17 protein-coding genes and 4 tRNA genes are annotated in these 22,156 nt (G+C 43.6%); 5 read left to right on the forward strand and 16 right to left on the reverse strand.

Features of this window, described 5'->3' with window-relative positions; genetic code table 11:
- Positions 1-207 precede the first annotated feature (207 nt).
- Positions 208-525 carry an iron donor protein CyaY gene (cyaY, locus tag I3B46_RS20320; RefSeq protein WP_004915539.1) on the forward strand — a complete coding sequence of 106 codons (318 nt, stop codon included), beginning with the start codon at positions 208-210 and terminating at the stop codon, positions 523-525.
- A 7-nt stretch (positions 526-532) separates the two neighbouring features.
- Here the strand turns inward: cyaY and I3B46_RS20325 are convergent, their stop codons facing one another.
- The gene (locus I3B46_RS20325; protein WP_042116052.1) at positions 533-3,103 is read right to left on the reverse strand and encodes a class I adenylate cyclase; all 2,571 of its coding nucleotides are present in this window, start codon (positions 3,101-3,103) and stop codon (positions 533-535) included.
- A gap of 598 nt (positions 3,104-3,701) precedes the next feature.
- Here I3B46_RS20325 and hemC point away from each other — a divergent pair.
- The 4 genes from hemC to hemY are packed head-to-tail and all read left to right on the forward strand — an operon-like array spanning position 3,702 to position 7,824.
- Positions 3,702-4,646 carry a hydroxymethylbilane synthase gene (gene hemC, locus I3B46_RS20330; protein WP_004915533.1) on the forward strand — a complete coding sequence of 315 codons (945 nt, stop codon included), beginning with the start codon at positions 3,702-3,704 and terminating at the stop codon, positions 4,644-4,646.
- Complete coding sequence (locus I3B46_RS20335; protein ID WP_004915530.1) at positions 4,643-5,398, forward strand: uroporphyrinogen-III synthase; 756 nt, start codon at positions 4,643-4,645, stop codon at positions 5,396-5,398. The genes hemC and I3B46_RS20335 overlap by 4 nt, the downstream gene beginning before the upstream one ends.
- A gap of 3 nt (positions 5,399-5,401) precedes the next feature.
- A complete protein-coding gene (gene hemX, locus I3B46_RS20340) occupies positions 5,402-6,628 on the forward strand; it encodes a uroporphyrinogen-III C-methyltransferase (protein WP_004915527.1) in 1,227 nt (408 codons plus the stop codon).
- Positions 6,629-6,630: 2 nt separating this feature from the next.
- Complete coding sequence (gene hemY, locus I3B46_RS20345) at positions 6,631-7,824, forward strand: protoheme IX biogenesis protein HemY (RefSeq protein ID WP_004915525.1); 1,194 nt, start codon at positions 6,631-6,633, stop codon at positions 7,822-7,824.
- A gap of 1,388 nt (positions 7,825-9,212) precedes the next feature.
- Here hemY and I3B46_RS20350 read toward each other — a convergent pair.
- The 15 genes from I3B46_RS20350 to wecB form a co-directional block, all read right to left on the reverse strand.
- Positions 9,213-9,289: transfer RNA gene (locus tag I3B46_RS20350), tRNA-Pro, on the reverse strand.
- Between the two features lie 30 nt (positions 9,290-9,319).
- Positions 9,320-9,405, reverse strand: a tRNA-Leu gene (locus I3B46_RS20355).
- Positions 9,406-9,420: 15 nt separating this feature from the next.
- Positions 9,421-9,496 (reverse strand) — tRNA-His (locus tag I3B46_RS20360).
- Positions 9,497-9,577: 81 nt separating this feature from the next.
- Positions 9,578-9,654: transfer RNA gene (locus I3B46_RS20365), tRNA-Arg, on the reverse strand.
- 155 nt (positions 9,655-9,809) lie between these two features.
- Positions 9,810-11,198, reverse strand: a complete 1,389-nt coding sequence (gene thrP, locus I3B46_RS20370) for a bifunctional threonine/serine APC transporter ThrP (RefSeq protein ID WP_004915515.1) — start codon at positions 11,196-11,198, stop codon at positions 9,810-9,812.
- A gap of 289 nt (positions 11,199-11,487) precedes the next feature.
- Positions 11,488-12,225, reverse strand: a complete 738-nt coding sequence (gene wecG, locus I3B46_RS20375) for a lipopolysaccharide N-acetylmannosaminouronosyltransferase (RefSeq protein ID WP_004915511.1) — start codon at positions 12,223-12,225, stop codon at positions 11,488-11,490.
- Between the two features lie 9 nt (positions 12,226-12,234).
- Positions 12,235-13,590, reverse strand: a complete 1,356-nt coding sequence (gene wzyE, locus I3B46_RS20380; protein WP_004915508.1) for an ECA oligosaccharide polymerase — start codon at positions 13,588-13,590, stop codon at positions 12,235-12,237.
- Positions 13,587-14,669, reverse strand: a complete 1,083-nt coding sequence (locus tag I3B46_RS20385; protein WP_004915504.1) for a TDP-N-acetylfucosamine:lipid II N-acetylfucosaminyltransferase — start codon at positions 14,667-14,669, stop codon at positions 13,587-13,589. Before I3B46_RS20385 ends, wzyE begins: the two co-directional genes overlap by 4 nt.
- Positions 14,666-15,916, reverse strand: coding sequence for a lipid III flippase WzxE (wzxE, locus tag I3B46_RS20390; RefSeq protein ID WP_004915501.1), 1,251 nt, complete (start codon positions 15,914-15,916; stop codon positions 14,666-14,668). The genes I3B46_RS20385 and wzxE overlap by 4 nt, the downstream gene beginning before the upstream one ends.
- A complete protein-coding gene (gene rffA / locus I3B46_RS20395; protein WP_004915497.1) occupies positions 15,916-17,046 on the reverse strand; it encodes a dTDP-4-amino-4,6-dideoxygalactose transaminase in 1,131 nt (376 codons plus the stop codon). The genes wzxE and rffA overlap by 1 nt, the downstream gene beginning before the upstream one ends.
- A complete protein-coding gene (gene rffC / locus I3B46_RS20400) occupies positions 17,033-17,773 on the reverse strand; it encodes a dTDP-4-amino-4,6-dideoxy-D-galactose acyltransferase (RefSeq protein WP_040132555.1) in 741 nt (246 codons plus the stop codon). The genes rffA and rffC overlap by 14 nt, the downstream gene beginning before the upstream one ends.
- A complete protein-coding gene (rfbA, locus tag I3B46_RS20405) occupies positions 17,751-18,632 on the reverse strand; it encodes a glucose-1-phosphate thymidylyltransferase RfbA (RefSeq protein ID WP_004915489.1) in 882 nt (293 codons plus the stop codon). The genes rffC and rfbA overlap by 23 nt, the downstream gene beginning before the upstream one ends.
- A 9-nt stretch (positions 18,633-18,641) precedes the next feature.
- A complete protein-coding gene (gene rffG, locus I3B46_RS20410; RefSeq protein WP_004915487.1) occupies positions 18,642-19,709 on the reverse strand; it encodes a dTDP-glucose 4,6-dehydratase in 1,068 nt (355 codons plus the stop codon).
- Positions 19,706-20,968 carry a UDP-N-acetyl-D-mannosamine dehydrogenase gene (gene wecC, locus I3B46_RS20415; protein WP_004915484.1) on the reverse strand — a complete coding sequence of 421 codons (1,263 nt, stop codon included), beginning with the start codon at positions 20,966-20,968 and terminating at the stop codon, positions 19,706-19,708. The genes rffG and wecC overlap by 4 nt, the downstream gene beginning before the upstream one ends.
- On the reverse strand, positions 20,965-22,095 hold the full coding sequence (gene wecB / locus I3B46_RS20420; RefSeq protein WP_004915481.1) for a non-hydrolyzing UDP-N-acetylglucosamine 2-epimerase: 1,131 nt from the start codon (positions 22,093-22,095) through the stop codon (positions 20,965-20,967). The genes wecC and wecB overlap by 4 nt, the downstream gene beginning before the upstream one ends.
- Between the last annotated feature and the right edge of the window lie 61 nt (positions 22,096-22,156).

Consider the following 22,156-nt stretch of genomic DNA (forward strand, 5'->3'; position numbering starts at 1 on the left):
AATCACTATTGTTCATCAATTGAGTCGTGATTTTGTTCCCCATCCACAATAGCATAATGCTTAAAAGGGGAGCCACCAACAAATGTTTTAACTGCCATCATGGAAAATCAGAGGGTACCGGTACATTTCTACCGTCAATTGACCCCCATTGATGTTCACACCTATAATTTCCACTAGCGAATGATTTAAACAAATAGGGAACTAACCGTGAATGATAGTGAATTTCACCAACTTGCCGACCAAATGATGGCTTCAATCGAAGAGCATTTGGATAATTATGACGGCGATGCGGATATCGATTGTGAAACGAATGGTGGCGTAATGACGCTCAGTTTTGAAGATGGCAGCAAAATCATCATCAACCGACAAGAACCTTTCCACCAAATTTGGCTCGCCACGAAACAGGGGGGCTATCACTACGATTATAAAGATAACGACTGGGTATGCGACCGTTCAGGCCAACGTTTTACAGATATGCTTGCACAGGCGATTGCTACACAAAGTGGTGAACCTTTCGCATTTTAAAGGCTCATTAATAGTAGTGTGCGCGATGATGAGGTGATGACTCAAAATGCTCTGAGTGTGTCATCTCATCTTTTTCGATATCGAAGGGCCAAGAGCCTCCCGAAAAGGGGATAACTTGGCTTTTGCCTTGATGGTTTACGATTTGATAAAACTGTGGCAGGTTAAAATTAATAAAGCTTGCACCGTATGTGAAGCGATCATGAGATGACGAGTAGAAGCGGCTCACATCACGCACCAACTCTTCTTTAGAGCCTTCACAATGTGAGTAGATCTCAACACGGTTGGCTTCATCCAACACATAAATATTAAACCCTGTGTTATCCGCTGTATTCTCAAAGAAAAACTGTACGATCCCTTCACTTGCATAACCATCGACAACCGCTGGTAAATGGTTGTTCTCTTTCGCATTGAGTTTTACTGGCCAACCATGGAGTTTGTTATGCGAAATAGCACCATAAAACTCCACCGCATTTTCGAGCTTCTGAACAGAGACGTTTAAGCGTTCAAAGAACAAGCCCCATGTCTGTCCGGCAATGCGCAGGGCTTTGAAACGCCCCGGATCATTACGGTTACTTGATAAACGCAAATCAATACACTCTGACACCAATTGCTGCACACGCGTTCTGACTAGCCCACGCAAATGCTCACTGTAGCAGAACACCTCTACAGCGTCTGGTGGCGCGGCATCTTGGTGCATCTTACCTAAAATGGTTTTAAGTGCTTCTAACATGCACTGCTCGCCACTAAAGTGAAGCGTTCTCACCTCATTCCATGAGTTGCGATACAGCAAATCAATACTGCCGATAAGACAACGCTGCTCTTGACCAAAGCTAAAGACATCTAATTTTCTAAAATCAAAATGCACAACTTGATTCGAATAAACTTGGGTGGGGTCTTGCTCTAAATTGACAATGATAGCCAAATGGCGAATTTCACAGGGGCTATATAATGCTTTGGGCGTCGGTGCTGGTAGGCGTATCGGGAAGTGCCCTGATACGTCATGCATCAATTCCAATAATTTCTTCTCATCACACTGAGATTGCCCATGATGCATATACACCTGAGTATTTTCGGTCAATAACCCATTAAAATAAGCCCATGCGACGAGTTTATTTAAATAACGGTTATATTCGAGCGGCTGATGACCAATAATGGTTTCAATATACGGAGCTTGGTTATATAAGTACCAACCACTACGATTCGCACGACCCGGCGGAACATAAATAAATGTGAGGTGTTGCTCACTAAGATCCGGTGATATTTGTGGGTTCACTAACGTCACTTTACCCGGTAGCGCTTCAAACGCTGCGTATAACTTACGCGTCAATACGCCAATATCTTGTGGGCTAGCACTGACGCTTAAATTATTACGACGCGCAAAACGGATTAAATTACGATAGCTTTGCATCATCGTATCGAGCAATTCATTGTGTGCTTCACGAACTCGTTCAATTTTCCATTGACTACGCGAATCTAACATCGCTAAGCGTTCAGCACCCCATCCCCATGATTCAACTAACTGAGATAGCACATCGCGTCGCCAGCCAGAGCATTCATTTTCTGTATCTTTAGATAATTTTTCACAGACTTTGAGGTAGAAACAGCGGCGGATTAAATCAAGACGGGTGGTATCATTTATTTCAATTAAATAACGGGTGACACGTTCTAACATCAAACAATACGAGTCTAGACCGTAACAAACTATCTCACCCGCATGAAGATGACGTTTAAATTCTAATGCTAATAACTTACCTTTTGGGTAATCCCACGAATAAGACTCGAGAAGTAAACTTTTTAAGACGGCTTTATAAGGGGAATCGACACTCTTATATAATTGCCATAAGCTAGCCCCGAAATATTCGGCCGCTGACAACTCCCCTAACCCACCGAGATCGAGCCATTCATTTGGCGTCAATACACCTTGTGCATAAAGCGCCATAACATATTCATCGTAATGATGCTCTTCTTCAACTGGCACCATAGTCCATAACAATCTTTTACCTGCCATACGTACTGCGGTGCGGTAAAATTCATCCAGCAATAAAATATGTTGTGTTGAACCACAATCTTCCCCACCGATATGCCCGCTAGCATGATGGCGAAAACGGTTTTCATCGATTAAGAAGACTGTCACATCAATGCCTAAAGAAGCTGCCCACTGCTCGATTAAGGTACATTTTTTTTGTAGCAGGCGTTTCTCTTCGTTATCTAACCATGAGGGATGGCAGACCCAGATATCAATATCGGAGCATTGGCTTTGGCCAACTGAGGAGGTGCTACCCATCGAGTAAATTCCCGTTATCGGTAACTCACCATTCGCTTTTTCTGCGTTGGGAAGATACTTGCCAAATTGGGATAACCAAAGTTTTTGGTCATTGTCGGGGGTGAAGAAGCAAACGCCATAAGGGACATTCCCTTCGATATAACCCGGTATCATAGGGTGATGATAATGAAACAAGACAGGCAGCAGGCTGTAAACCTTACAAAAGGTTTCATCCATTGACGCTGTCGCGCGATCTAACCGAAGTTGGTTTATCGCATCAAGTCTCTGCTTTAAAGTTTCAATATAGAGATACAAGGGATACGCCTGGCTGAATGAACTTAACAACAAATCTGGGTAAAACCCAGCACCTAACAGATAGAAATATATTTAAAATTTTTTTCAAATGAATTGTCGGAAACGTGATCAATTTAACACCTTGCAGCAAAAGGGTAAAGTAGATCACATAATTTTATCTGTGTATTTTTGATACAAATTAATTTTCAACATATTGTATAAAAAGGCTTTTTATTTTTTATAACCCCCGAATATCCCTTGTTTATCAATGGAATAATAACAAATTGTTCGTTCGTTCAAAAAACATACATCCAGCGCCTATTTCAAATCTAATTCGCATTGCGCCTATGCTTGAACGCTTCACCACTAGATTGACGTAAATTGAAACTTTTTTACTCCCTGCACAGCACAAATAGCTAAAAAAATAGGGATGGCACTCTCTGTTTACGATGGCTCCCTCTTATTTATCTCAATCATAAAGAGAAGATTTTTATGAATAATGCGCTCTATAAACGGAGGGTTTAGGAGGCCCTAACTGGAAAACCCATCGCTAAAATGTTAAAACTAGGGATAATTGTATAGTTAATCTATGGCAGTTTATGCCTGAGAAAGCAGCGAAATGACATCAACGAATATTGTCCGTATTGCAACACGTAAAAGCCCTTTAGCTCTGTGGCAAGCTTACTTTGTTAAAGAGAAGCTAGAGCAATTTCATCCAGGCTTACAAGTTGAGCTAGTTCCCATGGTCACTAAAGGCGATATCATTCTAGATACGCCACTCGCCAAAGTCGGCGGTAAAGGCCTCTTTGTTAAAGAGCTAGAGCTTGCCCTGCTGGAAAAACGGGCCGATATTGCCGTTCACTCAATGAAAGATGTTCCCGTTGAATTCCCTGAGGGCCTAGGGCTGGTGACAATTTGTGAACGTGAAGATCCCCGCGATGCTTTCGTGTCTAATCAATATGATAGTCTTGATGCACTACCTGCGGGCAGTGTCGTTGGTACATCCAGCCTACGCCGCCAATGCCAATTAAGGGAACTACGCCCTGACCTTGTTATCCGTGACCTACGAGGTAATGTTGGTACGCGTCTCTCAAAGCTGGATAACGGGGAATATGATGCCATCATTTTGGCTGTCGCTGGGCTGAAACGGTTAGGTCTAGAAGCGCGAATTCGTACAGCATTAGCACCAGAGCAATCTCTGCCCGCAGTTGGGCAAGGTGCGGTGGGCATCGAATGCCGCCTAGATGATGAACGCACTCGCCAACTACTTGAAAAGCTTAATGATGATAATACTTCTGTCTGTGTGCTTGCTGAACGTGCAATGAACATGCGCCTTGAAGGAGGCTGCCAAGTGCCTATCGGTAGCTATGCAATTTGGCAAGATGGACAAATTTGGCTACGTGCACTAGTTGGCGCGCCTGATGGCAGTCAAGTTATCCGTGGGGAACGTTTAACCACACCAGAGCAAGCCACTCAAGCAGGTATCTCCCTCGCTGAGGAGCTGCTTGATAAAGGTGCACGTGAAATACTGGCGGAAGTTTACCAAGGAAATCCGCCAGCATGAAGGTATTAGTCACTCGGCCGGAGCCTGCTGGCTCTGAGCTTGTTGCTGCCATCAAAGCAAAAGGGGCAGAAGCATTCGCTTTGCCACTTATTCAGGTGGGGCCGGGGGCTGAATTAGACTTACTCGGATCACGCCTTCAACAGCTCACTCAAAATGATTTAGTTTTTCTTTTATCTAAAAATGCGGTCTGGTATGCAGATTTAACCCTTAAACAAGCAGGACGCAACTGGTCAGATAAGTTATCCTATTATGGGATCGGTCGTTCAACTGGTCAGTATTTTGAGGCGCTAACAAGCAAAATGATCCGCTGGCCTGAGCATGGCGAAACCAGCGAAGCATTGCTAAGCCTTCCTGAATTACAGTTTCTTGAAGGGAAACGTGCGCTGCTCTTACGGGGCAATGGTGGTAGGGAACTCCTCGCCTCTACGTTACGGTCTAGGGGAGCGCAGGTGGAATATTGCGAATGTTATACAAGACACCCTGTTTTGTATGATAAAGCAGAGTTTAATCAACAATGGGTTAATAAGGGCATTACAGATATTGTTATCAGTAGTGGTCAAATGTTAGCCTTATTAAATGAATTGATCGCTGAAAATACAAAAGCATGGTGGTTTAATCGCCGTTTATTGGTTGTCAGCGAACGGATTGCAGACCAAGCTCGCCAAATTGGCTGGCAACAGGTCTGTGTGGCAAATAGCGCAGATAATAATGCTTTATTAGAAGCATTACTCTCAACCGACATGGGATGCTAATTTATGACGGAACACAATAAATCTACCGAAACGGTCAACAACGATACTGTCGCGGATACCCCAAACAACCGCCAAACTAAGCCGTCTTCGGAGCAAAAACGTTCTGGTCTCATCGGTAGTGCCATCGCTATCGCTATTATCATCGCTATCGGCGGTGGTATTTATTATTTTACTCAACAAAGTAATACACAACTCGCTAATGAAAATAGTGAGTTAAAAAAACAGTTGAGTGAATTAATTGAACAACAAAAAGCGGATAGGCAACGTTTAGATTCTCTGGTCGCTTCACAGTCAGCACTAAGCTCACAAGCTCGCGAGTATGAAGATCAACTAAACCGCCGTATGCAAGAGCTACAAGCGCACGTCAATGCATTATCCAGTTCAGACGTAAAAAGCTGGTTACTGGCGCAAGCTGACTTTATGGTCAAAATGGCAGGCAGAAAATTGTGGAATGATCACGACCCAGTTACTGCCGCCGTACTTTTGAAAAGCGCCGATTCCAGCCTTGCAGAGATGAATGATCCTAGCCTTTTGGATATTCGTAAAGCGATTAAAAATGATATTGCTAGCTTAGCGGCTATCAACCAAGTCGATTACGACGGTATTATTCTACGTTTGAACCAGTTAAGTAATGAAGTTGACAACTTGCGCCTAAACGATATCAATAGCGGTGATGCCAAAGTTGATGATGACGAACAGGTCTCCGGTGATATTGCCGACTGGAAACAGAACTTATCACGCAGTTGGAAAAGCTTTACCAGTGATTTTATTACTGTACGTGCTCGTGATGGCTCTGAAGCGCCACTGCTTGCGCCAAATCAGGACATCTATTTACGTGAAAACATTCGTTCTCAATTACTCATTGCTGCACAAGCGGTTCCTCGCTATCAAGAAGAGACCTATAAGCAATCTTTAGAGCAAGTCTCTACTTGGGTACGTGCCTATTTTGATGTGAATGCACCGGCAACCAAAGCTTTCCTTGCTGAAGTTGATGAGTTACTTAATCAATCAATCGACACTGAAATGCCTGATACATTAGAAAGTCAGCCAAAACTTGAAAAAGTTATGCAGGCACGTGTTCGTAACCTACTTGCCCAATCAGAGGAAAGTGCAAAAGCGTCAGCAACCCCCGCAGTAAAGGAGGAAAAACAACCTTCTGAAACTGAGGCTAAACCCGAAAAATCAGAAAGTTCGGTCGTTACAGCACCAACTAATGAGCAGAAGGGGTAATTATGATTAAAGTATTCATCCTCTTTATTGTTCTGATCGCAGGCATTATCTTAGGGCCGCTATTAGCCGGTCACCAAGGCTATGTCTTCATCCGTACAGATAATTATGACATTACGACCAGTGTCACCAGTTTAGTTCTGTCTTTTATATTACTACAATTCGTATTGCTCTTTTTAGGTTGGTGCTATCGTCGTTTTATCAGCACAACCTCTCGGACTAAAGGCTGGGTGAGTGGTCGTAAGTACCATAAAGCGCACTCGCAAACCCAAAAAGCCCTCTTAAAGCTAGCTGAAGGGGATTTCGATCAAGTCGAAAAGTTGATGAGTAAGCATGCTGACTTCTCTCAACAGCCTGTTATCAACTACTTACTGGCTGCTGAAGCCGCGCAACAGCGTGGTGATGAATACCGAACTCACCAATATCTCAATAGAGCCGCAGAAGTGGCTGGCAGTGATCAACTGCCTGTAGATATCAGCCGTGTTCGTATTCAATTAGCGGAAGATGAGGTCTATGCGGCTCGAACTGGCATCGACAAACTTCTTGATCAAGCCCCAAGACACCCTGAGATTTTACGCCTTGCCGAGCAAGCCTATCTACGTTCTGGCGCTTATCAAGCACTGATTGAGCTACTGCCTGTCATGGCAAAAGTCCAGCTGCACAGTGAAGATGAGTTAGAAGCCTTAAAGCTCAAAGCTTATAAGGGGTTAATGAACCAGTGTATGGCAGAAAACGGTAGCGAAGGTCTTAAAGAGTGGTGGAAAGCACAGCCACGTAAAATTCGCCATGAAATCGCATTACAATCTTTCTTAGCTGAACATTTAATTGAATGTAATGATATGGAAAGCGCTGAGAAAATTATTATTGATGGCTTAAAGCAACAATATGATGAGCGCTTATTACTGTTAGCCCCAAGGCTACGTAGTGATAAACCAGAGCAACTGGAAAAAGTGTTAAAACAGTTGGTTAAACAATCTGGAGCTACGCCATTACTCAATAGCACAATGGGGCAAATCGCCTTGCAGCATGCGCAATGGGAACACGCGGAGTCTTATTTCAAAGCAGCATTAGCACAGCGTTTCGATGCACACGACGCCGCTTGGCTAGCCGATGCGCTAGATAAGCTACATAAAGCCGAAGAAGCTGCAAAAATTCGCCAAGAAGCGTTGCTACATTCACTGAAGAAAGATCGAAGTTAATAACCGTAGCAATAAATATTTATAATAAAAAAGCTCCGTTCATATGCGGAGCTTTTTATTTGTTATTATTCCTTCTAAAAAGAATCATAGTTAATTGAATATTTTTTATTAACCATCTTATGATTAATAGTCAACCTACTTATTAAACCCATCTAAAAAAGAACTTAACTGTGCATTATGAAATTAAAAGCGCACAAATAAAGCTGAAAAATAATTGATTTTCGCATAACATCAAACAAAGCAACTGTTGTTCTGTAATATATCATTTACATAGTGTATAAATAATACATTGCCTTTGATTTAACCGGACTCAGGATATCTACATGAATGTAATTAAAACTATTTGGTGCTGGATTATTGCAACCCCAAATCGACTGCAAATATTTTTTGATCTTTTACTTCTCATTTTGTCACCCTTTGTTTTTATCACGATTATCGGTTTCAATACCGTTGATTTAAACAAAGACATCTTCATCATTACATTCATTATTCTTTGCTATACCTACATTACTCGTTGGTTTAGCAAATGGTTCTGTAACAGAAAAAATTAATCTAATGTATGATGTGAACTGATTTCCTCAAGCAACAAAATACGGTTCAAGAGGGGATCAGTTTTGGCTGATGAGTTCGCATGCAAAAAAAAAACACCTGCCAACAATGACAGGTGTAAATATACAATCAGGTCTACAGACGGATGGTGCCTCACTCAACGTTTCGTCCATGGGTTGATGAGAAGAGGATGAGCTCTTGTTCATCTATATTGGACAATAGGCACCGATAATCGGCTTTGCATCATTCCTAGGTTTATGAAGCATTGCTATCATAATGAGTGGAATGAGCATCTACATAATAAGTAATGCAGGATGCGTGCCAACTTTTCCAAAACAGAAATATGGCTATTTTTTATCCCGTTTTTTTAGCAAGCCTGCGAGATGACATCGTTTTTTTCAAATATCCGCTATGTTAGCCAGCGATACTCGCTATCCATCATGACGACAGCCCGACTTCGCTGTCTCAATTCAGAGACACCAAATAACTATTAGTTATTTATTCATATAAATCATGATGTTATATGTCTCCATTTGGAGACAGCAAAATATAGCTTTGTATCTATTTTACGACATCAACTATTATCAATGAAAAATAACCAATAAAAGCAATTAATTAGAGATAGTTTATTCCCCAAAAATAGCACGTCCAGTCTGCATTTAAAAACAGTGAAAAACATAGGGAAGTAAACAACATTTCAGGTCGAGGGATAATGACCACACAACAATCAAGTGCGAAAGATTAGATAAGCTAGAAGAGGAAAAGGATTGATTCCGCCGATAATGGGTATGCGCTAAAAAGCAAAAACCCCGCTTATTCAAAGCGGAGTTTTCTAAATTTGGTCGGCGAGAGAGGATTCGAACCTCCGACCCACTGGTCCCAAACCAGTTGCGCTACCAAGCTGCGCTACTCGCCGATACTATTTGTATTTTCTTCACTCTTTTCGTGGTGCGAAAGGGGGGACTTGAACCCCCACGTCCTGAGGACACTAACACCTGAAGCTAGCGCGTCTACCAATTCCGCCACCCTCGCAATGTCACAAAAGAATGGGGTGGCTAATGGGACTCGAACCCACGACAACTGGAATCACAATCCAGGGCTCTACCAACTGAGCTATAGCCACCATAACTTCACTTTATTCAAAGCGTTGCTATTATACTACATACAACATTGTCTTGCCAACCGTAGCCGCACGCTAATTTAATGGCGCGCCCGACAGGATTCGAACCTGAGACCTCTGCCTCCGGAGGGCAGCGCTCTATCCAGCTGAGCTACGGGCGCTTAACGCCGTTGCGGGTGTGGATAGTACGGATTTAATCACTCCCTGTCTAGTCCTTTTTTCAATAAAAATATCGATTGCTTGCCTTTTGCTCGTTTTGTCGATAAAGAGAGCATTTTTCCTCTCTTTATCACGAAAATGTTAAATAAAAATATCATCAAGAGTGGATTGTACTATCACCTTTACCACGATTGATGATCCGGAGCAAAAAGTACAGGATAGACACTACCGCTAAAAAGATAGCGCCAACAATTAACGATAACCGCGTCTCAGGGTTAATCGCCATCCCTACCAACACACAAACTAAAAACAGTAAGGTGGCATAGTTCACCCAAGGAAATAAAATGGATTTAAATGGGTGTTGAGCTAGCTTATCTTTGTTTTGCTGACGAAAGCGGAGCTGACTAGTCAAAATAACCAACCAAGGCACCATACCGGGTAGAACGCTCGCACTATAGACATAAACAAAGACTTTCTCTGAGTCAGGAATAATATAATTTAAACTTGAGCCGACTAATAGGCACAGTATCGTGAAGCCAACACAGCGCGCTGGCACGCCATTACGTGTGAGTTTCAATAATGAAGGTGGTAGTTGCTTGTTTTGAGCTAACGCATACAGCATTCGCCCTCCACTGTACATGCCACTATTACAACCGGACAACGCGGCAGTTAGTACGACAAAGTTAATGACAGCCGCCGCCGAAACAATACCAACTTTTGCAAAGGTCAGTACAAATGGGCTACCTTGTTGACCAACTTCAGTCCAAGGGAACAAAGTCACGACAATAAAAATGGCGCCGACATAAAAAATTAAAATACGCCATAGAATATTATTGATCGCCTTTTTCAACGTAACCTGTGGATTTTTAGCTTCACCGGCGGTGATCCCCACTAGCTCTACCCCTTGGTAAGAAGCGACAACAATACATAATGCAAACAGGAACCCTTTCCAACCCCCCGCAAAAAAACCGCCATGCTCTGTTAAATTACCAAGGCCTATTGGCTCAAAATGGTTACCGATCCCAAGGAATATTAGCCCTAAGCCGATTAAAATCATGACAACAATAGTTGTCACCTTTATCATCGCAAACCAAAATTCTAGCTCACCATACAACCTAACCGCCGCAAGGTTCGCTAAGGCCACCAAGATAACGGCGGTTAAGGCAAATACCCACTGAGGTGCATCGGGGAACCAATAGGAAGCATAAGAGCCGATGGCGGTGATCTCTGAGATACCTACAGCCACCCACATAAACCAGTAGCCCCACGCCGTTAAACATCCCCAAAATGGGCTTAAATATTTATAACCAAAGGCAGCAAAAGAGCCTGTCACAGGCTCTACAAACAACATTTCCCCCATTGAGCGCATAATAAAAAAGACAAAAATGCCTGCAATAATATAGGCTAACAATACTGAAGGACCTGCCCACTTTAAGGTGCTCGCTGATCCCATAAAAAGGCCAACACCGATTGTTCCACCTAGTGCAATCAGCTCAATATGACGTGCCTCTAAGCCTCGCTGTAGCCCTTGCTGTGAATTCTCCATAAATTCCCCTGTCGTAACAAAAAAGATAAATCATGGCTTATGAGTATTTATAGTAATAAGCACAATCAATATTCATAAAAAGACTGTTTTATCAGTCGAAAAAAATGACATATTCCAGTGTTTGAACCGAAAGCTCGTAACTTACATGTATTTTTGATGAATTATAGAAATAATTGAAGAAAGAGACCAGAAGTAACGTTTATGTTATTAAAGGGAGGTGAAAATTGACAAGATGGTGACATGTCACAGCGCAATAAAGGTAACTTACGCCGTGACATGCTATGCAAAACTACAGCTTGCCGCCATAGTAGTAAGCTAAAAATTTCAACAATTTAAACTGTCTTTTAATGCGGGTCGGCTGAGATAATAAGCGATATAACCACTCTAATCCTAAATTTTGCCAGACTTTAGGGGCGCGTTTTACGTGCCCAGTAAAGACATCGTAAGTGCCACCAACGCCCATATAGAGTGCATCTGGGTAAACTTTTCGACAATCGCGCATTAAGATCTCTTGCTTGGGTGACCCCATCGCGACTGTTACAATTTTTGCGCCGCTGGCTCGAATTCGCTCAAACAGAGCATCTCTATCCTCTGCCGTAAAATAGCCATTTTGTGAGCCAACAATATTCACATTCCACTGCGCTCGTAGCTTATTCTCTGTTTGCTCAAGGATCTCCGGCTTACCACCAACTAAAAAAACAGGCGTGCCTTCTTTCCCTGCGCGTTCCATTAACGCTTCCCAAAGATCAGCTCCCGCTACACGAGAGACTTGCGCTTGAGGGTATTTACGGCGAATAGCGCGCACAATACTGATACCATCTGCATAGAGATATTCCGCTTGCCCAAGCAACGTATTTAATGCCGCATCCTTTTCTGCTGTCATCACTTTTTCAGCATTGATAGCCACCAGCGTACCTGATTTTGTTTCACCGTCTGCAAATAGGTGATCCAGAAAATGCGTCATATCTTTGAAGCCCCATATTTGGTGGCCTCTGATACTATATTGTGGAATAGATTGCTGTTCCATAATGCTCCTTTAGCGGTCTCCGCGACGTTGGCTTCCTAAGTAAGAAGCTGTTTTTGCCCGAATAAGCCCCGCACTTTCAAATAACCAGTACAGTAATTTCGCCAGAATCAAACAAAGTCCGAAAATGAGGCAGAAAAAGACTACGCGTGACACGAAGGAGTCGACCCCTTCACGTGCTAACACAATGATGTTAAAAATAGCCCCAAAGCAAAAAGCTTGCATAATGGCGGCTTTATAGCGATTTGACTCTTTTAGGCTCATGCCGTAGATCCAGTCAAACCATTTAATGATTAACCCAACCACAATCGCACCGAGTAGGATAAATGGCACGCCCCCCATCACCACTAATGAACCAATCAATGTAGGCGAAATTGCCAATCCAGAGTGGTTATTGAGCACTTCCCAAGTAAAGTAGTTTGCTGAGTTCAGTACCGTGTCAGGTCGCTCAGGCCATAACCACGATGGAATGAAGACATAAAAATCACGCACAATAGGCGCCAAACCTTGGAATTCTATCTTGTCATAGTGACTCAACAATAGAGCAAGATTTTCCCATGGTGAGAAGGTATCTCGGGTCAGATATAAGAAGGTATAAAACGCCTCTGCACCACTCACATCAAGGCCATAGCGTTTTAACGCTAGCCAGAACATACCGATAATACTCGCGACACCTGCCGCCACTAGCATCCAAAGTGTGATCCACCTTCTGACGATACCAATAAACAAAAATAGGGCGAATGCAATAATGATATTGGCTCGCGTTCCGCCAACAATCACATACGTCAGAAAACCGAATGCAACGGTACTGACGAGAAAGAAAAGCCAGCGTTTTTGTGATGGTCGCAAGAAGTACACAATCAACATTGCAGGGATAAAGAAGTAGAAAAAGCGCTTTAGCGCGACCCCTGAAACCTGACTGGAGAATATTTGGCTATACGATTTAAGTTTGAACAGTAAAAAACCATTCTGTAAGAAAAAGATCCCTACTGTCACCACCGCAACCGCAATCAACAATAAGCAGGTTAGGTTCGTTTCCACTTTATTCATGGTGAAGAGCGGTCGCTTAGCAGTGGTCGCACTTTTGGTTAGGCGTGTTTTATAAGCAACATAATAAATAGCATAAAAACTGGTTGCCGCCAGTTGAGCGTAGAGCAAGTACTCAGCCGGAACAACTGCCACATCAAATTGGAAAACCAAAGCACAAGTCAGCGGAAAACCAAAATAAAATGTCAGTAAATACAACAGCGAAAAGAAAATATTAAAATTAAAACGTACACGTCGAAACTCTGTGTAGAGCAGTGTTCCGATAAAGATAATGGAGATTAGATAGACAAGCGATAAGCCCCCTAACTCGGCTAAGGTCATGCCTGCTCCTCCGCAACACCTAAAATCGTTTTCCAACCATCCGTAAAGTTAGGGGCAAAAAAATCGATATGTTGTTTATCCAGCAACGTCATTTGCCGCTGAGCCTCATCAACAAGGCCTAACGATAGCTCATCGCCATAGAAAAAGACGGGCACATTCTGTGCCGTTAAATCCTGCCAAAAGGTATTTTGTCGGCTGATCACAAACGGGATACCAAACTGGATCAACAGGCACAGCGTTCCCACCCCTTGCTGGCGATTAAAGATAAAATAGCCTAAATCACATGTCCTCAATAAATCGAGGTAATCCGCAAACGCCATCCGCTCTTTTAAGATACTGACTTGGTCTGCCTTAAATAGCGTTTGAGCCGCCTTCTCGACCTGTTGGATATAAGCTTGGTTATTATCCGGATACCCCATCGGTACGATGACCTTAACTTGCTCACCAAATTGCTGTTTAATCGCGCCCAGAGCCTCTATATGACGATTTGATTGATCACCTGAGTTACCTAATAGGATTGTCAATGTCTCGCCCTGACGCGCTGGACGCTCATTTAACGTCAGAGCAGGATCCATTCGTGTTGGGAAGTATAAAATTGAGGCCGGTACTTTTGGGTTAGATTGCTGGAAATAACATAAATCACCGCGGGTCGCACAAACGTGCCCCACTTTTTTTTGCGCCAAACGACGCAATACATAAAAAAGCTTAAACTTTAATGATTTTGACTCTTCATACAGGTCTGCACCCCAAATATGCCACCAAAACTGGTGAGATTTAATTTTACCAAATAGGAGGGCTAACCAAATCGGCGCGTTAAACTGACCATGAAAGAAAAAACGTTCTCGGCGATCTGCCATTGCACGTTGGATCACCGCATTCGCTATCGCTTTTTTACTTTCAAAAACATCGATATTCAGCTTTGGATATGCAGCCGCAAGCTGAGTATCGCGACTAACCACCATAAAATGGGGTTTTTGTGACGCTGTATTTTCCTTACAGATCACGTCATTAAAAAACGTCAACACCGTTTGATTATGGTGAGGGAGTTCAGATCCCAGTACATGTATTAAGGTTGTCATACTCGCCTACGGTAAATCAAAAATACGCAACAACAGAGGAGAAAATACACGATATATGTCGCCATATAGGCTTGTGTTGCCCCTACAGCCCCGTGCATAGGTATCAGCCAATGGGAAAAGCCCATTAAGAGAATAAACTGGCTCACCTCAGTTAAAATATAAAAACGCAATGCTGCCTTCGCAATCACAAGATAACCAAAGACATATGCACCGACTTTCAGCACATCGCCCACTAATTGCCATGCGAATAAGTCTCGCATTCCATTAAATTTTTCAGAAAACAGCAACCAAATCGCAAAGTCACGTAATAGCCACACCATAAAACTGGCTACGGCGACAGCAGGTAACACAAATTTTAACGTCTTAAGGATCTCAGCAGAAATTTCATTTTTATGTTGTAGCCGAGAGAGTGTAGGCAGCAAATACACAGAAAATGTCGCGGTAATAAACTGCAAGTAAGCATCTGAAATTGTGCTAACCCCTGTCCATAAGCCTACATCATCCCAACTATATTGTGCTGCGAGCAAATTCCGCATCATGATATAGGCAACGGGCAAAGTCACCGACGTAATTAACGCCATAATGGTAAATTTGCCTAGGTTAGTCGCTACGGCTTTATCCCAAGCAGGCTTTAACATCGATAATGCAAACCGCTTACGGCGAATCATCATCAAGGCAGCAGGTAAAACCACTAATGCAGGAACCAATGCCAAGCCTGCTAAAGCGCCATCATAACCACCTAATGTGTAGCATAAATAATAAGCAACTACACCAATTATACTCCCAAAGATAATCGATTGAGCATTACCCGATGCGTCTCGATAACCTTTAAGGATCGCCAAGAAGTAGTTAGCGTAAGCAATGCCCATCTGAATAAAGGCAACCGCCTGAATAACAGATTGATAGTCCTTGCTGTCGAATAGCCCTTCACTTATTGGGCCACTAAAAAACAGGAATATCAGCGCTAATAGTGTCGAAAAACCAAGAATAAGTGTTGATGATGTCCCTAATACCGCACGTAACTTTTCAGGGTCTTGATGGTGTTCTGCGACATATTTAGTCACACCATTAAAAATACCCGCTCCCGATAAAACACCCAACACTGTGATTAACTGGCGGAAGTTCCCCGCCAGACCAACCCCACTCGGGCCAAACGTGACTGCTAATAATTTGACGATAAGTAGGCCTGCCCCGATTTTTATCAGGGTAGACCCAGCAGTCCAAACTGAAGCTTTGGCTAACGACATTAGGCAAAAAACGCCTTAATTTTTGCAATTACCGTTTGTTGTTCATCATCTGTCATATTGTAGAACATAGGCAGACGCACTAAACGGTCACTTTCACTGGTCGTATAACGGTCTTCACCGTGGAAACGTCCAAATTCTTCCCCAGCAGGGCTAGTATGCAACGCAACATAGTGGAACACCGTTAAAACGCCATTTGATTTCATGTATTCATTAAAAGCAGTACGCTCTTCAACATCTTTTAGCTTGATGTAGAACATATGGGCGTTATGCACTAACCCTTCGGGCACGATAGGTAATGCAAGTTTACCTTCCTGCGCTAATGGTGATAACGCCTCATAGTAGCGTTGCCATAGTAGCAATCGGCGATCATTGATTTTTTCAGCTTCTTCAAGCTGAGCCCACAAATAAGCCGCTTGTAAATCTGACAAGAGATAGCTGGAACCAATATCACGCCAAGTGTACTTATCTACCTGACCACGGAAAAACTGACTGCGGTTAGTTCCTTTTTCACGGATCACTTCGGCACGGTTAATCAACGACTTATCATTGACCAGTGTTGCCCCGCCTTCACCTCCTGACGAGTAGTTTTTCGTTTCATGGAAACTATAGCAGCCGATATGACCAATAGTACCTAATGCTCGGCCTTTGTATGTCGACATAACACCTTGTGCCGCATCTTCAATCACAAATAGGTTATGTTTTTTCGCGATAGCCATGATGGTATCCATTTCGCAAGCGACGCCCGCATAATGGACTGGAACGATAGCACGAGTACGTTCGGTGATTGCAGCTTCAATTTTTGTTTCATCCATGTTCATGGTGTCTGGACGTACATCCACGAAAACAATGGTAGCCCCTCTTAATACAAACGCATTTGAGGTAGAAACGAAGGTAAAGCTTGGCATGATCACTTCATCACCAGGCTTGATGTTAATTAGGATCGCCGCCATCTCTAACGAAGCGGTACAAGAAGGTGTTAACTGGACTTTAGGGCAATCAAAGCGCTTTTCCATCCACTCTTCACAACGTTTTGTAAAACCACCATCACCACATAGCTTGCCGCTTTCCATGGCTTGCTTCATATACGTTAATTCAGTTCCTACAACGGGTGGTTTATTAAATGGAATCATGTTGTCCCCTATATAACCAATAAGCAGTGCTAGCAACCGAAGCACCACTACGTGAATAAAGATTTAATGCCGCAATGTTGCTGATTTGGGTAGCCACATTTAACTGTCTTTTTTCGTGTTGCTCACACCAGACAACGGCTGCGGACATCAATTTACGGCCAATTCCTCGCCCAGTAGCGCTAGGCATAACAGCGAGTAGGCCGATACGCGCTGTGTCATCATCAAGGTGTCTCAAACTCACAAAGCCTAAGATATCCCCCGACGCGTCTTTTACTAATAAACAAGTATGGTCAAATGTGCCTAAAACCGCTTTTTCTATCCATAGTGCATAAAAACGCCCACTGTCGCCTTCACGATACCAAGGAGACCGAAAACGGCTTTGGCTAAACACTTGTGCCGCCGCATGGCGTAATACAGGAATATCTTCCGCAACAGCGGGTTCAACCCGATCTGTTGCCACTAATCGACTTTTTAAATAAGCATTTTCTGTGCCAATAGTCAGCGCAAAATCAATTTCACCTTCGACGAGAGAGAAACCAAGCTGCATTAGCCCATCTAAACGCTCAGTATCACTAGCAAGTATCTTGGCTTGAGTAATAGCATAACCGTCTAATTGGCTTGCAAGAACCGTCTCAGCGTGTGGCGCTGCGAAATCTAGTTTCGCCGTAGAGAGTCCGAAAAAATCAGACTCCCATTGTAGACAATCAATACTGGCGCGGACGGACACGGAGGAGATCCTCTAAATATTGGCCATAACCCGTTTTACTCAGTTGTTTTGCCGATGCCTGAACTTGCTCATCAGACAACCAACCATTACGCCATGCAATTTCTTCTAAACAGGCGACTTTGAAACCTTGACGTTTTTCAACCGTTTGTACAAAAGTACCCGCTTCAATTAAGCTATCGTGAGTGCCCGTATCTAGCCATGCAAAGCCACGCCCCAACAGTTCGACGTTTAGCTCACCTTTGTCCAAATACATTTGGTTGATAGAGGTAATTTCCAGCTCCCCTCGCTCTGAAGGTTTCACCTGCTTAGCGAAATCAACGACCTGATTATCGTAGAAATAAAGCCCCGTCACCGCCCAGTTAGAAAGCGGCTTTTTCGGTTTTTCTTCGATGGATAACACTTTGAAGTCATCATCAAACTCCACCACACCAAAACGCTCTGGATCCATAACTTGATAACCAAATACCGTGGCACCTTGTGTTCTTGCCGCAACGGATTTCAGTTTTGGACTAAATGAATGACCAAAGAAGATGTTGTCACCTAGCACCAAGCAGCATGCATCACCATTGATAAACTCTTCACCAATAATAAACGCTTGAGCAAGGCCATCCGGTGAAGGCTGCTCGGCATAACTCAGCTGAATGCCAAACTCATGTCCATCACCAAGTAAGCGTTTAAACATGGGCAGATCATCCGGAGTAGAAATAATCAATATCTCCCGGATCCCTGCCAACATCAGTACTGACAATGGATAATAGATCATCGGTTTATCATAGATAGGTAATAACTGTTTCGAGATGCCCCGTGTAATCGGATGCAAACGCGTTCCCGAACCACCAGCCAATATAATCCCTTTCATGATCCCCCCTTAAGCGCCTAAACCAAGGCGTTCTCCTGCATAAGAACCATCTTGCACACGACGCCACCAAGTTTCGTTATTCAGATACCACTGCACTGTCTTACGGATCCCTGATTCGAATGTTTCTTGAGGCGTCCAACCTAATTCACGTGCGATTTTATCGGCATCAATGGCATAGCGCATGTCATGACCTGGCCTATCCGTCACATAAGTGATAAGGTCACGGTAATGTGCAACCCCTTCTGGCTTCTGCGGATGAAGTTCTTCAAGTAGCTCACAAATAGTCTCGACCACATCAATATTACGACGTTCATTGTGACCACCAATGTTATAAGTGGTACCCGGCTGTGCTGTCGTTGCCACCAAATATAAGGCGCGAGCATGGTCTTCAACAAATAACCAATCGCGGATCTGCTCACCTTTGCCATAAACAGGTAATGGCTTACCTGCTAACGCATTGATGATAATCAGTGGGATCAGTTTTTCTGGAAAATGGTATGGCCCATAATTATTTGAGCAATTGGTGATCATGGTTGGCAGGCCATAAGTACGCTGCCAAGCCCGCACTAAATGGTCACTCGATGCTTTAGAAGCCGAATAAGGGCTGCTTGGCGCATAAGGCGTGGTTTCAGTAAAGAAACCGTCCGGCCCTTCCAAATCGCCATACACTTCGTCAGTTGAGATGTGATGGAAACGGAATTGCGCTTTTTTCGCGGCATCTAAGCCCATCCAGTAATGACGAGCCGCCTCTAATAGCGTGTATGTACCGACAATATTGGTTTCAATAAAGGCGGCAGGGCCATCAATAGAGCGGTCAACATGGCTTTCTGCGGCTAAATGCATCACGGCATCGGGTTGATATTTCGCAAAAACGCGGTCTAACTCAGCGCGATGGCAAATATTCACTTGCTCAAACGCATAGCGGTCGCTATTTGACACCTCACTGAGTGACTCTAAATTGCCCGCATAAGTTAAGCAGTCTACGACAACCGCACTGTCGTTAGTATTTTCAATGATATGACGAACAACCGCAGAGCCGATAAAACCGGCTCCACCTGTGATTAGTATGCGTTTCAACGCCAAACTCCTTTGGTATCCACAACCCATTTTTGCTGAATCAATGAACCTTGAATGGCTTTAAATTGGTTATGATCCACCAGCATTAAAATCACATCAGCATTGGTGATTGCATCTTCAATCGATGCCAGCTCTACAATGCCTTTTAGTGCCGTTGGCAATTCATGGATATGTGGCTCAACCGCATACGTTTTACCTTTATTCCAGCTCGCCACCATTTTCGTGATATGCATCGCTGGGCTTTCACGCAAATCGTCAATATTGGGTTTAAATGATAGACCAAAGCAGGCAATAGTCACTTCGCTCGCCTTTTTACCTGTTTCAGCTAAACAATCTGCCACCGCAGCTTTGACCTGATCAACAACCCAAATTGGTTTGCCATCATTGACTAAACGCGCGGTGTGGATCAAACGAGACTGTTGTGGGTTTTGTGCCACAATGAACCATGGGTCAACGGCAATACAGTGTCCACCAACACCTGGGCCCGGCTGTAGAATATTGACGCGAGGGTGACGATTCGCCAAACGGATCAGTTCCCACACATTGATATCTTGTTCGGCACAAATCAGTGAGAGTTCGTTTGCAAATGCGATGTTCACATCTCGGAAGCTGTTTTCTGTCAGCTTACACATCTCGGCGGTTCTTGCATTCGTGATAACACATTCACCTTCAAGGAAAATGTTATACAGCTCGCTCGCACGTAATGATGATTTTGGCGTCATACCACCAACAACACGGTCATTTTTAATCAATTCAACCATGACTTGACCGGGTAATACACGCTCAGGGCAATAAGCCACATCAATGTCCGCCGCTTCCCCTGCTTGGTGAGGGAAAGTGAGATCAGGACGCGCTTGAGCCATCCATTCAGACATCTGTTCAGTCGTGCCAACAGGAGAAGTAGACTCTAAAATGACTAAATCCCCTTTTTTCAATACCGGAGCGATAGACTCTGCGGCTGCTCTTACATAAGTAAGATCAGGTTCATGTTCACCTTTAAATGGGGTTGGCACTGCTATCAAATAGGCATCGGCAGGCTGTGGTTTAGTAAAAGCTTTCAGATGACCTGCTTCAACCGCGCTTTTTACGACGAGGTCAAGCTCTGGCTCGACAATATGGATTTTCCCCTGATTAATGGTATCAACCGCATGCTGGTTGACATCAACGCCAATCACTTGCTTTTTGCGTGACGCAAAAGCGGCTGCTGTTGGCAAACCAATATAACCAAGGCCGATAACAGAAATAGTTTCAAAACTCATAATTTCACCTGATTGCTTTTTAGTGCTTCAAGAATACGCTGACAAGCATGACCATCCCCATAGGGGTTATGCGCGCGGCTCATTGCATGATATTCCGCTTCATCTGTCAGTAACCGGTTAACTTCTGCAACAATTTTTTGTGTATCTGTACCCACAAGACGCACTGTTCCAGCTTCAACAGCTTCAGGACGTTCTGTGGTATCTCTCATAACTAAAACAGGTTTGCCTAGTGATGGCGCCTCTTCTTGGATCCCGCCTGAATCAGTCAAGATCAGGTAGGCATGGTTCATCAAATAGACAAAGGGTAAATACTCCTGAGGAGTAATCAGAATAATATTATCAATGCCATGTAAAATACGTTTTACGGGTTCACTGACATTCGGGTTTAAATGCACAGGGTAAACCACCTGAACATCAGGATGGCTTTGTGCAATTTCAGCCAAGGCATGACAAATACGTTCAAATCCACCACCAAAGCTTTCACGGCGATGGCCTGTGACTAAAATCATTTTCTTATTGGGATCAATAAACGGGTAATTCGCCGCCAATTTATCAGCCATGTGCTGGTCGCTCATCACTTTGTCGCGAACCCACAGCAAAGCATCAATCACACTATTTCCCGTCACAAAAATATGATTGTCGGGAATAGACTCTTTTAGTAAGTTTTGACGCGAATTTTCAGTTGGCGCGAAATGGTACATTGCAAGGTGCCCCGCAATCTTACGATTCGCTTCCTCTGGCCATGGTGAGTAGAGGTTACCTGTACGTAAGCCTGCCTCCACATGGCCAACAGGAATACGGTGGTAGAAAGCCGCTAAGCTCGTTGCCATTGTCGTCGCAGTATCCCCATGCACTAACACCACATCAGGTTGGAAATCGGCAAATACGTTTTTCAACCCTTCAAGAATACGACACGTAATATCGGTTAAATCTTGCCCTGGCTTCATAATATTGAGATCGTAATCGGGAGTAATCTCAAATAGCTTCAGTACCTGATCGAGCATTTCTCGGTGCTGGGCCGTCACACAGACTTTGGCTTCAAAAGCCGCATCCTTAGCAAGTGCATGAACCAACGGTGCCATCTTAATGGCTTCTGGTCGAGTGCCGAATACAGTCAATACTTTCACAGTGACTCTCTTATATTTATCTAATGCAGTTAGCTGCTTTTATTTATAATGACATTACACA

Source organism: Providencia sp. 2.29 (assembly GCF_015832305.1).
Lineage (GTDB): Bacteria > Pseudomonadota > Gammaproteobacteria > Enterobacterales > Enterobacteriaceae > Providencia > Providencia stuartii.

Coding starts and splice junctions, on each gene's coding strand:
- hemY (WP_004915525.1), top strand. CDS start 6,631: ATGATTAAAGTATTCATCCTCTTTATTGTTCTGATCGCAGGCATTATC.
- rffA (WP_004915497.1), bottom strand. CDS start 17,046: ATGATTCCATTTAATAAACCACCCGTTGTAGGAACTGAATTAACGTAT.
- wzyE (WP_004915508.1), bottom strand. CDS start 13,590: ATGACCTTAGCCGAGTTAGGGGGCTTATCGCTTGTCTATCTAATCTCC.
- I3B46_RS20335 (WP_004915530.1), top strand. CDS start 4,643: ATGAAGGTATTAGTCACTCGGCCGGAGCCTGCTGGCTCTGAGCTTGTT.
- thrP (WP_004915515.1), bottom strand. CDS start 11,198: ATGGAGAATTCACAGCAAGGGCTACAGCGAGGCTTAGAGGCACGTCAT.
- rfbA (WP_004915489.1), bottom strand. CDS start 18,632: ATGAAAGGGATTATATTGGCTGGTGGTTCGGGAACGCGTTTGCATCCG.
- wecC (WP_004915484.1), bottom strand. CDS start 20,968: ATGAGTTTTGAAACTATTTCTGTTATCGGCCTTGGTTATATTGGTTTG.
- hemC (WP_004915533.1), top strand. CDS start 3,702: ATGACATCAACGAATATTGTCCGTATTGCAACACGTAAAAGCCCTTTA.
- wecG (WP_004915511.1), bottom strand. CDS start 12,225: ATGGAACAGCAATCTATTCCACAATATAGTATCAGAGGCCACCAAATA.
- I3B46_RS20385 (WP_004915504.1), bottom strand. CDS start 14,669: ATGACAACCTTAATACATGTACTGGGATCTGAACTCCCTCACCATAAT.
- hemX (WP_004915527.1), top strand. CDS start 5,402: ATGACGGAACACAATAAATCTACCGAAACGGTCAACAACGATACTGTC.
- wzxE (WP_004915501.1), bottom strand. CDS start 15,916: ATGTCGTTAGCCAAAGCTTCAGTTTGGACTGCTGGGTCTACCCTGATA.